This window comes from Hominisplanchenecus faecis (genome assembly GCF_020687205.1).
GTDB lineage: Bacteria > Bacillota > Clostridia > Lachnospirales > Lachnospiraceae > Hominisplanchenecus > Hominisplanchenecus faecis.
This window is the reverse complement of record NZ_JAJEQE010000004.1, coordinates 74,310-89,170: the sequence shown is the minus strand read 5'-3', so window position 1 is coordinate 89,170 and position 14,861 is coordinate 74,310. Positions and strand designations below refer to the sequence as shown.

Annotated in this window: 12 protein-coding genes; all 12 read left to right on the top strand. The window is 46.4% G+C overall.

The genetic code is table 11. The annotated features are described in order from the left end of the window. The first annotated feature begins 150 nt into the window (after nucleotides 1-150). Nucleotides 151-1,890, top strand: a complete 1,740-nt coding sequence (locus tag LKD42_RS02405) for an ABC transporter ATP-binding protein/permease (RefSeq protein WP_248834729.1) — start codon at nucleotides 151-153, stop codon at nucleotides 1,888-1,890. Further along, the gene (locus LKD42_RS02400) at nucleotides 1,887-3,542 is read left to right on the top strand and encodes an amino acid ABC transporter ATP-binding/permease protein (RefSeq protein WP_248834707.1); all 1,656 of its coding nucleotides are present in this window, start codon (nucleotides 1,887-1,889) and stop codon (nucleotides 3,540-3,542) included. The genes LKD42_RS02405 and LKD42_RS02400 overlap by 4 nt, the downstream gene beginning before the upstream one ends. Nucleotides 3,543-3,545: 3 nt before the next feature. Further along, on the top strand, nucleotides 3,546-4,340 hold the full coding sequence (locus LKD42_RS02395) for an iron dependent repressor, metal binding and dimerization domain protein (protein WP_248834706.1): 795 nt from the start codon (nucleotides 3,546-3,548) through the stop codon (nucleotides 4,338-4,340). A 15-nt stretch (nucleotides 4,341-4,355) separates the two neighbouring features. Continuing rightward, entirely contained in the window at nucleotides 4,356-5,192 is an 837-nt protein-coding gene (locus LKD42_RS02390; protein WP_248834705.1) for a hypothetical protein, read from the top strand. Nucleotides 5,193-5,499: 307 nt separating this feature from the next. Beyond that, the gene (locus tag LKD42_RS02385; RefSeq protein WP_248834704.1) at nucleotides 5,500-7,239 is read left to right on the top strand and encodes a fibronectin type III domain-containing protein; all 1,740 of its coding nucleotides are present in this window, start codon (nucleotides 5,500-5,502) and stop codon (nucleotides 7,237-7,239) included. 34 nt (nucleotides 7,240-7,273) lie between these two features. Continuing rightward, nucleotides 7,274-9,232 carry an NEAT domain-containing protein gene (locus tag LKD42_RS02380; protein WP_248834703.1) on the top strand — a complete coding sequence of 653 codons (1,959 nt, stop codon included), beginning with the start codon at nucleotides 7,274-7,276 and terminating at the stop codon, nucleotides 9,230-9,232. A gap of 9 nt (nucleotides 9,233-9,241) precedes the next feature. Then, nucleotides 9,242-10,240, top strand: a complete 999-nt coding sequence (locus LKD42_RS02375; RefSeq protein WP_248834702.1) for a heme-binding Shp domain-containing protein — start codon at nucleotides 9,242-9,244, stop codon at nucleotides 10,238-10,240. Further along, on the top strand, nucleotides 10,233-11,180 hold the full coding sequence (gene isdE, locus LKD42_RS02370) for a heme ABC transporter substrate-binding protein IsdE (protein WP_248834701.1): 948 nt from the start codon (nucleotides 10,233-10,235) through the stop codon (nucleotides 11,178-11,180). The genes LKD42_RS02375 and isdE overlap by 8 nt, the downstream gene beginning before the upstream one ends. A gap of 29 nt (nucleotides 11,181-11,209) precedes the next feature. Further along, on the top strand, nucleotides 11,210-12,223 hold the full coding sequence (locus LKD42_RS02365) for a FecCD family ABC transporter permease (RefSeq protein ID WP_248834700.1): 1,014 nt from the start codon (nucleotides 11,210-11,212) through the stop codon (nucleotides 12,221-12,223). Beyond that, the gene (locus LKD42_RS02360; RefSeq protein ID WP_248834699.1) at nucleotides 12,213-13,013 is read left to right on the top strand and encodes an ABC transporter ATP-binding protein; all 801 of its coding nucleotides are present in this window, start codon (nucleotides 12,213-12,215) and stop codon (nucleotides 13,011-13,013) included. Before LKD42_RS02365 ends, LKD42_RS02360 begins: the two co-directional genes overlap by 11 nt. A gap of 30 nt (nucleotides 13,014-13,043) precedes the next feature. After that, nucleotides 13,044-13,502 (top strand): YbaN family protein, encoded by a 459-nt coding sequence (locus tag LKD42_RS02355; RefSeq protein ID WP_248834698.1) that lies wholly within the window; start codon nucleotides 13,044-13,046, stop codon nucleotides 13,500-13,502. A gap of 289 nt (nucleotides 13,503-13,791) precedes the next feature. Beyond that, nucleotides 13,792-14,859: an ABC transporter substrate-binding protein gene (locus tag LKD42_RS02350; RefSeq protein WP_248834697.1), complete on the top strand. Its 1,068-nt coding sequence runs from the start codon at nucleotides 13,792-13,794 to the stop codon at nucleotides 14,857-14,859. Nucleotides 14,860-14,861 lie beyond the last annotated feature (2 nt).

The window sequence follows — 14,861 nt, the reverse complement described above, 5'->3', positions numbered from 1 at the left end:
TCTTCTGTGCGGTTCTTTGCACAGAAAGATCACGTTGACATTTCTCAATTCTTTATGTTATACTCCCCTCGTATATAGTTAGCAGACACTAATGAAAGTAAGCAGAAAGTTACCATAATTACTTAAGATCAATTAGTGAGGAAAATGAATATGATGATTGACAAGCGTCTGATCAGAATGGTTCCGGAGAGCAAAAAATACGTTGCCGGAAATGTTCTGATGCAGTGGATTTCACTTGCGGCAAACGTGGTGCTTATGATGAGTATCACTCGCTTTTTTGCGTCCTTATATGCAAAAAATGTGACCGGAAAGGATTTTGCCGTTTTCGCCGTGATTGCCGTTATGGCAGTGACGGTTCGCTTTTTCTGTGCGATCGGTGCTTCCAGAATGGGATTTCTTTCTTCAAAAAAAGTAAAGAAAACGCTCAGGGAGGCTATATATACAAAACTTCTGAAACTTGGTGCAGCCTATAAAGAGCAGATCAGGACATCTGAGATTGTTCAGGTGGCAGTAGAAGGGGTAGATCAGCTGGAAACGTATTTCGGTGCATATCTGCCGCAGTTTTTCTATGCAATGCTGGCACCGCTGACTCTTTTTCTTGTGCTTCTGCGTGTGAATGTACCTTCTGCGGTTGTATTGTTCGTCTGTGTTCCGCTGATTCCGGCGGCGATCGCAGCAGTGCAGACCTGGGCAAAGAAGTTACTGTCAAAATACTGGGGACAGTATACGGCACTTGGCGACACCTTTCTTGAAAATCTTCAGGGACTTACCACTTTAAAAATTTATCAGGCAGATGCCTTCAAAAACAAAGAAATGAATGAGGAATCCGAAAAATTCCGAAAAATTACCATGAAAGTACTGACCATGCAGCTCAACTCAATCACCATCATGGATATTATCGCTTATGGCGGAGCGGCACTTGGCGTGTTTTTCTCGGTGACACAGTACCAGAAGGGAGGAGTTGATCTTGCCGGAGCTTTGTTGGTTATTTTGCTGTCTGCAGATTTCTTTATTCCGATGCGTCAACTTGGAAGCTTTTTTCATATTGCCATGAACGGTATGGCGGCAAGCGACAAGATCTTCCGTTTTCTGGAGCTTCCGGAAGCACCGAAAAAGGCGGCAGAATTTCCAAAAAATGCAGAGATTGTCTGTGAAAATCTCCGTTTTTCCTATGAAGCAGACCGTGAGATTTTAAAAGGCATTGACCTTCGAATCCCAAGAGAAACGTTTGTTGCCATTGCCGGGGAGAGCGGATGCGGAAAGTCAACGGTGGCATCCATTTTAATGGGCAGGAACCGTGGGTACAAAGGAACGATCCGAATCGGTGACATCGAACTTTCGGATATTTCCGAGAGCAGCCTGATGCAGAATATTACCTATATCAGCCATAATAGTTACCTGTTTAAAGGAACAATCCGGGAGAATCTGCTTATGGGAAATCCGGATGCCACAGAGGATGAAATGTGGGCAGTTCTGGAACAGACCAATCTGGCAGCCTTTTTAAGAAGCGAAGAAGGACTGGATACAAAACTTGCGGAAAAAGCATCCAATCTTTCCGGCGGTCAGTGTCAGAGACTTGCCCTTGCAAGAGCACTTCTGCATGACAGTCCGGTCTATATCTTCGATGAGGCTACATCCAACATCGATGTGGAGAGTGAAAACGACATTATGGAGCAGATCCTGCTTCTGGCAAAGAAAAAGAGCGTGCTTCTGATCTCACACCGCCTTGCAAATATCACAAAAGCAGATGTGATCTATGCAATGGAGCAGGGTGAGGTAAAAGAATGCGGAACACACAAAGAACTGCTTAAGAAAAACGGTCTGTATCAAAAAATGTGGACGACACAGCAAAGGCTGGAACGCTATGGAAAAGGTGGTGTGAACGTATGAAAAAAAGAAGTAATTTTGCGGTCATGAAAAATCTGATCCATCTGGTAAAGCCACTGACCGGTTATATGATACTTGCGATCCTGATGGGACTTCTGGGACATCTGTGTGCTTCTTTTATCACAATCTTCGGAGCTTTTGGAGTTTTACAGGTGCTTGGCATGTGGAAAGGCTCACTTGGATTTTTATTTATCGGTGTGGCTGTTTTTGCGGTTCTTCGCGGAATCCTGCGATACGCAGAACAGTCCTGTAACCATTTTATTGCATTCAAACTGCTGGCACTGATCCGTGACGAGGTATTTCAGTCACTTCGGAAACTGACGCCGGCAAAACTGGAAGGAAAAGACAAGGGAAATCTGATCACGGTGATCACATCTGATATTGAACTGCTCGAAGTCTTTTATGCACATACCATCTCACCGACGGCGATCGCAGTACTCTATACGATCCTTTTATGTCTGTTTATCGGACAGTTTCATGTGATACTTGGAATTCTCGCACTGCTTGCTTATCTGGCGGTCGGAGTTTTGATACCGCTCGCTGTTTCCAAGGCAGGCGGGGATGACGGCATGCGATTTCGGACAAAATCCGGGGAACTTGGAAGTTTTGTCCTGGATTCGCTACGTGGTCTTTCGGAAATACTGCAGTATGGTCAGGGACAGGAACGCATGCGGCAGATGAACCATCGGACGGATGAGCTTTCCAAAGAAGAAGAACGTATGAAACGTACCACCGGAAGAAATATGGCGATTACCGGTATGACAATCCTGATTTCAGACCTTCTGATGCTTTTTGTCTCTTCGATGCTTTATCAGAGAGGGACTCTTGGATTTGATGGCGTACTGATCAGTACGGTAGCTCTGATGAGCTCTTTTGGCCCGGTCACGGCACTTGCAAATCTTGGCAGTACCCTGCAGAATACGTTTGCAGCCGGAAACCGTGTACTGGATATTTTGGAAGAAGAGCCGATGGTAAAGGAGATCAACGGCCAGAAAGAAATCGCATTTCACGGGGCAAAGGCAGAGCATGTGACCTTTTCCTATGGACAGGAGACTATTCTCAAAGATGTTTCCGCAGATATTAAAGAAAACAGTGTGGTTGGAATCAGCGGGAAAAGCGGCAGCGGAAAATCTACGCTTTTGAAACTTCTGATGCGTTTCTGGGATGTGCAGGAGGGAAGTGTCTCCATATCCGGAACCGGCGTGAATCAGATCAATACTTCAAATCTGCGTAATATGGAAAGTTTTGTGACACAGGAAACATGTCTGTTCCATGACAGTATCGCGGCAAATCTTCGAATCGCAAAATTGGATGCCACACAGGAAGAACTGGAAGCAGCATGCAAAAAGGCTTCGATCCATGAATTTATCAAAAAACTGCCGCAGGGCTATGAAACACAGGTCGGAGAGCTTGGGGATACTCTTTCCGGTGGAGAACGCCAGAGACTGGGGCTTGCAAGAGCGTTTCTGCATGATGCACCGTTTATGCTTCTGGATGAGCCGACCAGCAATCTGGACAGTTTGAATGAAGCGGTGATCTTAAAATCCCTGGAAGAGGAGCGAAACGGAAAGACTGTTGTGCTGGTATCTCACCGGGAATCTACCATGCAGATCGCAGATGTTGTGTATTCTATTGAAAGAGGAAGGATGAGCTGACAGATGAATATTCCACACAGTGAAGAAGAAAAAGAGGAGGACTTTCTGGAATATCTTTACATGGGATGGAAATCCGGAACTGAAATCCGGCCACATCAGGTGAAAATGCACTTGGAACTTACGGATGCGGAGCTGAAGTGTCTGGAAAGCGGACTTATGGAGAGCGGTTATCTGCGGAAACGAGCGGAAAACAGCGGCTATCGACTCACCGAACTTGGAAAAGTACAGGGCGAAGACTGTCTTTTGCGTCACCACAATCTGACCCAGTTTTTGCAGATGACCTGCGGGCTTGAAGAAGAAGAGGCAGAAGAGAATGCCTGCCGTATGGAACATGTGATCAGCGGAAACGTACTTCAGGGTGTACAGGAATTCTTAAAATACGGAGAAACGTATGACCGCGTAGTGCGGGATGTGGATTTGCGATACCTGTATCCGGAAGGAAGATATTTTTTCTGCATGAGCCTTTATCGCATGGAAGAACGCTTTCCTCGCCGTCTGGCTGAAGAGTCAGAATGGTTTCTGGAAATGGCGGAACTGATCGTCAGTGACAAAGAAAGTTTCTTTATTCTTCATGGAAAAGAGATTGAGAAAGACTGTCGGCTGTGGTATTTGGACGGTGAAAAATGGAGGATGGCAAAACGGGAACAGAATGATTTCCGGCTTCCGCAAAGTGCACTGACCTGCACCGTAAGTGCTGCCTCTCCGCTTACGGAGTGTGATGGAGTCCTTGGTATTACAGAAGGGATTCAGAAACCAGAAGAAGCACAGTGCCGGGAGCTGAATATTCACATATGGTAAAGAGGTGGAGCAAATATGGAAAAAGGTGAAAATCTGAATCGCAGAAATCTGCCTACCTTGCAGCAGCTCCGTTATCTGACAGAGCTGGAAAAAGAAGACAACACACGCGGCATGATCGCGAGGATCGCAGAAAAATGCCAGGTCAGTACTGCACCGGTCAGCCGTTATCTGAAAAGTTGCTGCGAAAAAGGACTTCTTACAGAAGATTATCGGTTTACAAAAGAAGGGCAGGCATGGATTGAGAATTATAAGCGTATTTTAAAAGAACTGCCGTCCTATTTTCGGAGCATCGGCATCCCGGAAGCACAGCTGGAAGCAAACGTTCGGGATATGGTTGAAAACATCAGCTGTTATACGATCTCAACGATGCTGACAAATTATAAGCGGATGCAGAGCAGCCATGTGCGGGAGAAAAGAGAACGTCTGACAGAACAGTTCCTTCGTGAAATGCTGCCGGAAAAAATCGAATGTCCGGTTTATTTTATGCTGTACCGCAACAAAGAAGGAAAGATGGCACTGTCCATGGCAGACCAGGGATTTGAAAAGCCAGCGACGCTCAAACATAATCGCCGCGGCAGCTGGCTGATTTTAAAAAGAAAAGAAATGCAAGGTTTTTCGCGTATTAACAGAGAAAAAATGAGCGGACATCTCGATACGCTCAAATACGACCAGGAGGGCACGCTGATCCAGGCAGAATGTCGGGATGACATGATCCGGATCCCCCTGCGAGCATTCCAGTTTCACAGACGGCAGGGCGGCGAAGTGCGGGGAGCCTTGTCCGTCACCATGACATGCAGCGTCGGAAGGAGCCATATGCCGGAGAGCACAGCCGTTCTCGTATTCTGGATGTAGGTGTGGGAGTGTAAAGCACGGAGCAATCCGTGTAATCCGTGTGATTTATACGATAGCAAAACAGTACAAAGGCAATTAAAAACTGAAAAAAGTTTCCAGACAGAAAAAGACAAAAAGTTCCGAAAACGGCAAGAATCCGACTCCGTGCTTCTTGAGCATGAAAACAAAAAGAATGCTTGACATGGGAATCCAAATGTGTTACCTAATTATAACGAAAAGTAGTCTGAACTAACTTATATACATACACAGGAACACATTCAACATGCCTGGGACGAAATCTTTTGTCCCGCAGGAAAGGAGAATTTCCATGAGAAAGAAGGAATGGTTTTATAAAGCCGCGGCATGTATCGCATCTGCGGCACTGACACTGACTGCACTGCCGGTAATTTCTGCATCTGCGGCAACCTCCGTCAAGGGAACTTCACATGTCACCCAGTTTGGTGAATATAACATTGAAGTGACAGTTGGCGTGGAAGATCAGAAGATCCGCAGCCTTTCGGTAGAAGGAAAGAATTATGCCGGAAACTATGTGAGCGATAACAAAATGCGTCTGGAGATGGCGGCTGAGGTACTGGAAGATGCCTATCTTGGCAAATCCACAGCAGATGCAAAAGAGATCAGTGCCGTGGATGTTGTTTCCGGGGCAACATATTCTTCGAAAGCGATCCGGGATGCCATTTTAGATGCACTGGGTCTGGAGCCGGAACAGGAAGAGAATGTCCTTCCGACCGAAAAATTAAAAGAAGGCACTTACACGGTTATGATTTCTTATTACACCGATAAGATCAAACACAGCCTGATCGAAGATGAGACAAGACAGGCAACGATCCAGGTCGATACGAATGGCAATATGACCCTGGGCACTGATATCATAAGCGGAAGCGAGAAAGAGCCACTTTATATCTATCAGTTTGACGGATATTATGCTAACAACGATATGACAAAAAGCTTGAAAACAGATGCAGATATAACCACAGAAACCATGTCCTATAAAGATGACAGTGAGACAAAAGAGATCAACGTTGTATCAAAAGTCAGCTTTCCGCTGGAAAACGGCTTTGCAGATACTTACAGCAGCAGAGCGAGCATTTATGTGCCGACGATGAAACGTCTGACCGGAACGTATCAGGGAATCACCTTTGATCAGGGAAAATTCAGTGCCGACTGTTTTACCAAAGTGTACTGGAATACCTTAAAGGTACAGGATGAAGCGATCGAGGACGGCGTTTATGATGTGCCGGTTGCACTGATGAGTGCTTCCAATCCGGATAAAGCATCGATGGCAGGTGCGGCGATCGCTCCGACTGCGAGAGTGACCGTAAAAGGCGGAAAGGTTCAGTATAAGCTGAATTTCCACAGCATGGACATCAACATGGCAGGAAGTACCGAAAAAGGACATCTGGAAAAATTCTGGGTTTACGAAGGGGACGACAAATCCAGTCGGGCAGAAGCTATGCCTGGGGATTATTATACCGAAGAAGGTGTTTCTTATCCTGGAAGTTTTTCTTTTGAACGTGCAAAAGCAGGAGAAAAAAATATTTATGCCAGAGTTTCCGTAGATGCTATGGCAGGATTTGACCAGGATGTGCTGGTGACCTTTGACTGGGCAAAACGCAAAGCGGTAAACGATGACAATCCGGGTGGAAACGGAAATAATAATAATGGCGGAAACAATAACGCAAACAACGGAAATGGCAATCAGCAGAACCCGGCAAATGGAAACAGCAGTACCGGAAATCAGAACAACAGTAGCATGAAAGCTCCGGCAGCAGTGAAAAACCTGAAAAAGAAAAAAAGAAAGAAGAAGACATTGACCTTAAGCTGGAAAAAAGCAACGGATGCCAACGGCTATGAAGTTTACCAGGCCACAAAAGCCAAAGGCAAATACAAAAAGATCAAAACCATTTCCAAAGCAAAGACAACAAAGCTTACCGTGAAAAAACTGAAAGCCAAAAAGACGTACTATTTTAAAGTGCGAGCTTATAAGAAAAACGGCAAACAGAAACTTTTCGGAACGTATTCAAAAGTACTGAGAGTAAAAATGTAAGAAAGAGAGCAGGATTCAGAACGGAGGGATCAAAGTGGAAAGAAATGTGACAGGAAGAAAAAGAAAATGCCAGGTATGTCTGCTTGCAGGAGTCGTTTTTTCTGCCGGTCTGATCTCGCCGATGTTCTCTGCAAAAACAATGCAGGTGTATGCAGCCGAAACGGAAGGTGTGCAGGCAGAGACGGTCGCAGACGGTACCTATACGATAAATGGCGTATTGCGTCATGCCGTGCAGGATCAGGATTCGATGGGTAACACTGCCATTTCCAAACCGATGACCTTGCAGGTGTCCGGCGGAAACTGTCAGCTTGTCCTAGATCTGGTTCCGCTTACGATCCGACTTGGGAAAAAGGATTTTAATGGCTATCTGGCAGAAACATTATATTATCCGGATGTGGACGGAAGAGTTCCGACGGAAAGTGATGCGGCATCCGCATCTGAAATCCTTGAGCAGTATGATGGAGTTTATGACAGTTACAACGATCCTGAAAACGGCCTGGATGAAAATGTAAAAGGTATGATCTATCCGAAAAAAATCGCAATTCCGGTTACAGCAGGAGATGGTGAAATCTGGACGCAGGTCTATGTGCCGGTGATGGAAGCCGTCAGTGCAGGAAGCGGTGAGCAGTACGCAAGGCTTCAGCTGGACTGGAGCAGTCTGACACTGGTTTCAAAGCCAACAGAGGATTCGACAGAGCCTTCTACGGAAACACCGTCTACCGGGCAGCCATCCACGGAACAGCCGGGAAATAACGGAAATCAGAATCCATCTTCTGAAAAAGCGGACAAGTCCGGCTTACATACCCTGCTGTTATCGGCGACCAGTTTATCCGGAAGAGAGAATGTATATACAAAAGAGAGTCTGGAAGCACTGAAAAAAGCGATCGCTGTGGCACAGAATGTTTATGATAATGAAAATGCGACAAAGCTTCAGATCACAAAACAGCAAAATGCACTATCCCAGGCGATCATCAATCTGGATCAGAAAAAAACAACTTCTTCCACGGAAGATAACAGCGGCGAGAGTCTGGATATCAAAACGCTCTCGGACGGAGTCTATTATCTTCCGGGCAAAATGATGAAAACCGATAAGCAGTCCTTATCCATGGCAAACGAAGCTCTGGATCATACCGTGAAACTGACGGTAAAAAAGAAAAAATATACGCTGACACTGAGCTTTAACAGTCTGACGATCAATGGTCAGAAAGGTTATCTCGGATGGCTGAAATATTATAAGGTCGGTTATCAGACAGATGCTTACGGCGGACCGGTCGGAAGCCCGAAAGCGGTAGATGTCACCAAAAAACAGAATGGCACCGATTATCCGAAAGAAATTTCTTTTACTATGATCGCGGAGGCAAAAAAAGACGGCTATGTTCCGCTCCAGGTATTTGTTCCGGTCATGGATGCCATCTCCGCCGGAAGCGGTACCCAGAATGTTTATCTGAAGCTGGATCTTGAAAACATCACACTGGATAAAAAAAGTGTAAAAGAAACAGAGGATAACGGCAATTCCGGCAGCCGCACTGATACTGGAAGCGGCACACAGGGAAGCCATACAAATGGAACCACCGGAAATAAAACTGCCGCATCAGGAAACGGTTCCGCAGGAAGTCCACTTGGAAACCAGTCACTTCCGGTAAGCAGCCAGACAAAAGGAACATCCGTACTTCCGTCATCGAATGCTTCAAAAAAGACAAAAGATGCCGCCAAAAGCAGCAGAGAGCAAAAAGAGAGTGAAGCAGCCAAAGAAGATGCAGTGCTGAAAAACAAGATTGAAGATGCAGCCGGACAGGCAGCATCGGTAAGTGCAGAAAGTCAACAGCAGGAAGACAGCGAAAATGGTGACACGGTGACAACAGGACAGGGAAGATCGGGAGCACAAAGCAAAAAAGGAAATCCGGTTGCAGCCGCACTTCCGTCGCTTGGAGCACTTCTGGCAGCAGGAGCCGGTGTCCTTTATAAGATCAGAAGCCGCAGATGGGTGTTATAGGAGAAGATTATGCAGACAAGCATCAGGAAGAAAAAACGGGTTAAATATATCGCAGGACTGCTTCTGGTTTGCGGATTGCTGCTTTTGGGCAAAAAGCAGGTCTTTGCAGAAAGCGGGAGCATTTATACCTGTTCCATAACGACCAGTTATACACATCCGGTGACCGGAGTGATCGAGGATTCGGGCGGAGAAGCCTCTGCCGCAACCGGTCAGGGCATGGCAGAAAGTGCCGTTGGCACACAGGGGATTTTGGAAGTGACCGATTCCGGAAAATACTACCTGACGGTTCGCTTCAGTCTGATGGATTATGCCTCCAGACATGACATATCGGTTCAGAATGTCGGTGACAGCACATGGAGCAGCACATCGGTGACAACAACGGCGACAGGAGCAGACGGAAGCGGAAGCACCGAAGATGCCTGCATCGAAGTACCGTCGGAGAGCTGTATTATGCGTTGCTCGATGTATGTAGAGCCGATGGGAAGAAACGTGATCTTTTATTTTTATCCGGGAGATTATCAGTCCGGTAATCAGACGGATTTCAAAACTGTAAATGTTATGGGAACATCGGAAGGATCGAAGAAGGCTCAGGAAATCAAAACAGAGCAAAACGATACAGACAAGTTGGATGAAAGCAGCCGGGAAACTATGAAATCAGAGGAAAATGATTCTGCAAAAACTTCTGATTCTGCGGATGCCAAAAGCAGCGACAATGCAGTACAGACATCAGAAACGGTAAATACAGAGAGTGAAAACAAAGCAGCCGCTCCACAAGCGGATACGGAAGTGCAAGGACTTGCCCTGTCAACCGCTTCCGAAATCTCAAATACAGAACAGGCGGAAAGTGATGCAGCGGATACCTCTGCTATGACGCCCGGAAAATGGATCCTGGTGCTGACCGTTTCCATGACACTTTCCGGTCTGATCCTGATGGCAGCCGGAACCGGAATTTTTCTTTTTCTGCAAAAGCATGGGGAGCTGTGGAAAGGAGACGAGGACGATGAGTAAGCGGATATGTCTTCTGTTCCTGTCGGCATTTGCAGTGTGTCTGTTCCTGAGCGGATGTGTCGATCAGCATCCGGAAAAAAGTACAGAAGCATATACAGCACAGGGAAACGGGCAGACGGGAGCTGTGGAAGCTGCAAGAGAAAAGGTGATCGCTCTTGGAAGAGCACCACGTATTGTGGCAACCTCACCGGCAGCGGCACAGATCTGTGAAAAACTGGAGCTAAACCTGGTCGGTGTCTGCAGCAGTACGGCAGAGATCCCGGATCGCTATCAGGATCTTCCAACCATCGGAACGGCGATGAGCCCGGATATGGAGATTCTGGCATCGTTAAGTCCCGACTGGATCTTAAGCCCGAGTTCTCTGCAAAGTGATCTTCAGTCAAAGTACGAGACTTTGAACAGTGATTGGGCATTTTTAAATCTTCGCAGCGTTCCCGGCATGTATCAGTCGATTGAAGAGCTGGGCGTAATTTTTGACCGGGAAGAGCAGGCGAAAGAACTGACTGATGCGTATCAGGAATTTTATCAGAATTTCCAGGAAGAAATTGCCGGAAAAGAACATCCGAAGGTACTGATCCTGATGGGACTTCCGGGAAGCTATGTGATCGCTACTGAAAAGTCCTATATCGGGAGCCTGGCAGCCCTTGCCGGGGCAGAAAACGTTTATGAAGATCAGGGACAGGAATTTCTGACGGTCAATACAGAAGATATGAAGACCAAAGAACCGGACATCATTCTGCGTGCGGCACATGCACTTCCGGATCAGGTAGCAGAAATGTTTGCAGAAGATTTCAAGACCAATGATATCTGGAAACATTTTCAGGCCGTGAAAGACGGAAAAGTCTATGATCTTCCGTATGAGCAGTTTGGAATGAGTGCAACGTTTGCTTATCAGGATGCCCTGGAAACGTTAAAAAAACTGCTTTATACCGAATCGTAATAAAAGCAGAACTGGAAGGAGAAAACGTTATGAATCAAGATATGGTGCGGAAACAGAAAAAGTACAGGCGAACCTGGATTTCGTTTGCTGTGATCCTGTTTTTGCTGCTGCTCGTATTTTTTTCGGCAATCAATACAGGGAGTCTTTCCGTAAGTTTCGGTCAGCTGCTTCGCGGTCTGTTTGTAGAATATGATGAGAATGTGGCGGCGGTCTATGATCTGCGTTTTCCGCGTATTCTGATCTCCATGCTTGCCGGGGCGGCGATCGCAGTGTCCGGTGTTCTTTTTCAGGCGGTTTTAAAAAATCCGCTGGCAGACCCGGGAATTATCGGAATTTCAAGCGGAGCTGGATTTGCGGCAGTCTGTGTGAGCACCTTTTTTCCGACACTTTACTTTTTTACACCGTTTGCAGCCTTTTTTGGCGGGGTGGCAGCATTCTTTCTGGTCTATTGTCTGTCCTGGAAACAGGGACTCAGCCCGCTTCGCATCATTCTGACCGGTGTGGCAGTCGATGCCCTTTTCACCGGACTTTCCAGTATCTTCAGTACGATGACAGGCGGTCAGAGGACCGGTGTGGCATCGATCGTAGAAGCACATATCACGCAGAAGACCTGGTCAGATGTCGGAACGTTATTTCCCTATGTACTGGCAGGACTGTTTCTGGCGATTCTGTTTGTAGGGGAATGCAATCTGCTGTCTCTGGAAGACAAAACGGCAAGAGGACTTGGAATCAATGTAAACCGCACCAGGATTGTGATCTCCCTGACGGCAGTTTTACTTGCCAGCGTTTCAACCGCAGTTGCAGGTGCCGTAAGCTTTTTGGGACTGATCGTCCCGCATATCGGCAGACTGCTGGTTGGAAGTGACCATAAGGTGCTGATCCCGTTTTCCACACTTGCAGGGGCTTTTACGTTTCTGCTGGCAGATACGATCGGCAGGACGATCGCCGCTCCGTATGAAGTGAGTGCAGCGGTGATCATGAGCGTAGTTGGTGGTCCGTTCTTTATTCTTCTGCTTCGGAGGTCGAAAAAATATGGAAACTAATGCGATGGAAGTGAAAAACTTAAGCTTTTCCTACGGAAGCAACCAGATTCTCTCGGATATTTCCCTGACGATACCACGCGGGAAGATCACGACAATCATGGGTGCGAACGGCTGTGGGAAATCTACCCTGTTTTCTCTTATGACCAAGAATCTGACACCGGGAAAAGGGAAAATCCTGCTGGAAGAAAAGAGCATAAAAAAATATTCGCTCAGCGAATTTGCAAGAAAAGTGTCGATCGTACACCAGCATAATTCCGCAGCAGAAGATATCACGATCGAACGCCTCGTATCGTATGGAAGAACCCCTTATCAGAAAATGCTGGGCGGAAAAAGTGAAGAAGACGAGCGGCTGATCGAACAGGCACTTCAGGTGACCGGACTTCTGGACCTGCGTGACCGTGAGATCGGAAGGCTTTCAGGCGGACAGCGACAGAGAGTCTGGATCGCCATGGCACTGGCACAGAATACCGAACTTCTGTTCCTGGATGAGCCGACCACTTATCTGGATATCCGCTATCAGCTGGAGATCCTGGAACTGGTCAAAAAACTGAATAAAGAATTCGACATCACGATCGTTATGGTTCTGCATGACATCAACCAGACCATTTATTTTTCTGACAAGATCATCGGTCTGCAGGGCGGTCATGTGGCGATCGAAGGTGCTCCAGATCAGGTGATCACAGAAGAAAGCATTCAGAAACTGTATGGCGTACATCTGATGGTAACACGTGTGAACGGAAGTCCTGTGGTAGCCATTCAGGATTACCGGCTTCCGCCAAGAGAAAAATAACTTCTGTGATGAACAAGAAAGGATAAAGAGATGAAGAAAAACCCGATGAATATAATCTGGATGCTGCTTGGATTTCTGTGCCTGGCATTTGGAACGATCGGTATCGTTCTGCCGATCCTGCCGACCGTGCCGCTTTATATGGCAACCGTATTCTGCTTTGCAAAGAGCTCGGAAAAGTTACATACCTGGTTTCTGTCAACCGGTCTTTACAAAAAACATCTGGACAGCTTTGTGCAGGAAAGAGCCATGACGCTTGGAACAAAACTGAAAATTATCGGGATGGTGACCGTTGTGATGGCAATCGGTTTTCTCTGCATGAAAAATGTGCCGATCGGAAGAATCTGTATCGCAGTGGTATGGGTATGCCATATTTTGTATTTTTTTCTGCGTGTAAAAACAGTGGATGAAAAACAGAAATTTTCATTGACAAGAACGCAAAAAAGTATTACTATTGGTTGCATAGGAAAAACCGATGAGAAAGAAGAGTAGATCTTCCATAAAGGCACAGAGAGCTGCAGACGGTGGGATTGTAGTACGGCGTGGATGATTGAATGGACTTTCGAGGGCAGCCCAAAATCCAGACAGGAGAGTAGGCGTTGTCGGGAACCGAACCCGTTATCAATCAGGAATGTATAACTATGTACATGCAAAGTGGACAGAAGTCAATTTGAGTGGTACCGCGTTGATGAATATCAGCGTCTCAGGCAGAAAAGCTTGAGACGTTTTTTTAGTTATCAGAAAATTGTAACTGTTTCACGGCAGAAGAAGGAGGACTTTTATGAAGAAAAAAGTATTAGCAGGTATTATGACAACAGCGATGATTATGGCAATGATGACAGGATGCGGCAGTTCAGACACTGCAAAAGATACACAGGCATCAACCGGAAGTGAAACATCCGCAGACAGCAGTGCGGCAGATACGGCAGAAGATAATTATACCATCGGTATTTCTCAGTTTGCAGAACACGGGTCTCTTGACAACTGCCGTGAAGGATTTCTGGAAGGTTTAAAAAGTGCCGGAATCGAAGAAGGTGTCAATCTGACAGTAGAATACCAGAACTCACAGGCAGATACCGGAACAGCAAGTACGATCGCTGATAATTTTGTATCCAAAAATGTGGATCTGATCTGTGCAATTGCAACTCCGAGTGCCATGAGTGCCTATAACAGCTGTCTGGACAGTGAGATCCCGGTAGTATATACCGCAGTTTCTGATCCGGTCGGTGCAGGACTTGCAGATGAAGAGGGCAATTCCGTAGGAAATATCACCGGAACCTCTGACAAACTTCCGGTTGAAGAACAGCTGAAAATGATCCGTGATCTGATGCCGGATGCAAAGAAGATCGGTATTCTTTACACAACAAGCGAAGCAAACTCCGTAAGCACGATCAAAGAATACAAAGAGCTGGCAGAGAATTATGATTTTGAGATTGTTGACAGCGGTATCAATACCGTAGCAGATGTTGAGATGGCTGCAAAGGATCTGGCATCCAAGGTAGACTGCATCAGCAACCTGACAGACAACACCGTTGTATCTGCACTGCAGACCGTGATCGCAGCCGCAGATGAGAAGAATATCCCGGTATTTGGTTCTGAAATCGAACAGGTTAAGATCGGATGTCTGGCATCTATGGGTATTGATTATATCGCCCTTGGCAAACAGACCGGCGAGATGGCAGCCAAGATTTTAAAAGGTGAGTCAAAGGCAGAAGAAATGCCGTATGAAGTATGCAGCGGTGCAAGCCTTTATGTAAATACCGCAGTTGCTGACAAACTGAACTTTGAGCTGGATCAGGCTACCGTAGATGGTGCGGCAGAAGTTTTCGATGAGATCACAGTGGAATAATC

What these genes read in the sequence shown, in the direction of transcription:
- LKD42_RS02405 (WP_248834729.1), top strand. Translation starts at nt 151, where the DNA reads ATGATGATTGACAAGCGTCTGATCAGAATGGTTCCGGAGAGCAAAAAA.
- LKD42_RS02375 (WP_248834702.1), top strand. Translation starts at nt 9,242, where the DNA reads ATGCAGACAAGCATCAGGAAGAAAAAACGGGTTAAATATATCGCAGGA.
- LKD42_RS02395 (WP_248834706.1), top strand. Translation starts at nt 3,546, where the DNA reads ATGAATATTCCACACAGTGAAGAAGAAAAAGAGGAGGACTTTCTGGAA.
- LKD42_RS02365 (WP_248834700.1), top strand. Translation starts at nt 11,210, where the DNA reads ATGAATCAAGATATGGTGCGGAAACAGAAAAAGTACAGGCGAACCTGG.
- LKD42_RS02385 (WP_248834704.1), top strand. Translation starts at nt 5,500, where the DNA reads ATGAGAAAGAAGGAATGGTTTTATAAAGCCGCGGCATGTATCGCATCT.
- LKD42_RS02400 (WP_248834707.1), top strand. Translation starts at nt 1,887, where the DNA reads ATGAAAAAAAGAAGTAATTTTGCGGTCATGAAAAATCTGATCCATCTG.
- isdE (WP_248834701.1), top strand. Translation starts at nt 10,233, where the DNA reads ATGAGTAAGCGGATATGTCTTCTGTTCCTGTCGGCATTTGCAGTGTGT.
- LKD42_RS02390 (WP_248834705.1), top strand. Translation starts at nt 4,356, where the DNA reads ATGGAAAAAGGTGAAAATCTGAATCGCAGAAATCTGCCTACCTTGCAG.
- LKD42_RS02355 (WP_248834698.1), top strand. Translation starts at nt 13,044, where the DNA reads ATGAAGAAAAACCCGATGAATATAATCTGGATGCTGCTTGGATTTCTG.
- LKD42_RS02350 (WP_248834697.1), top strand. Translation starts at nt 13,792, where the DNA reads ATGAAGAAAAAAGTATTAGCAGGTATTATGACAACAGCGATGATTATG.
- LKD42_RS02360 (WP_248834699.1), top strand. Translation starts at nt 12,213, where the DNA reads ATGGAAACTAATGCGATGGAAGTGAAAAACTTAAGCTTTTCCTACGGA.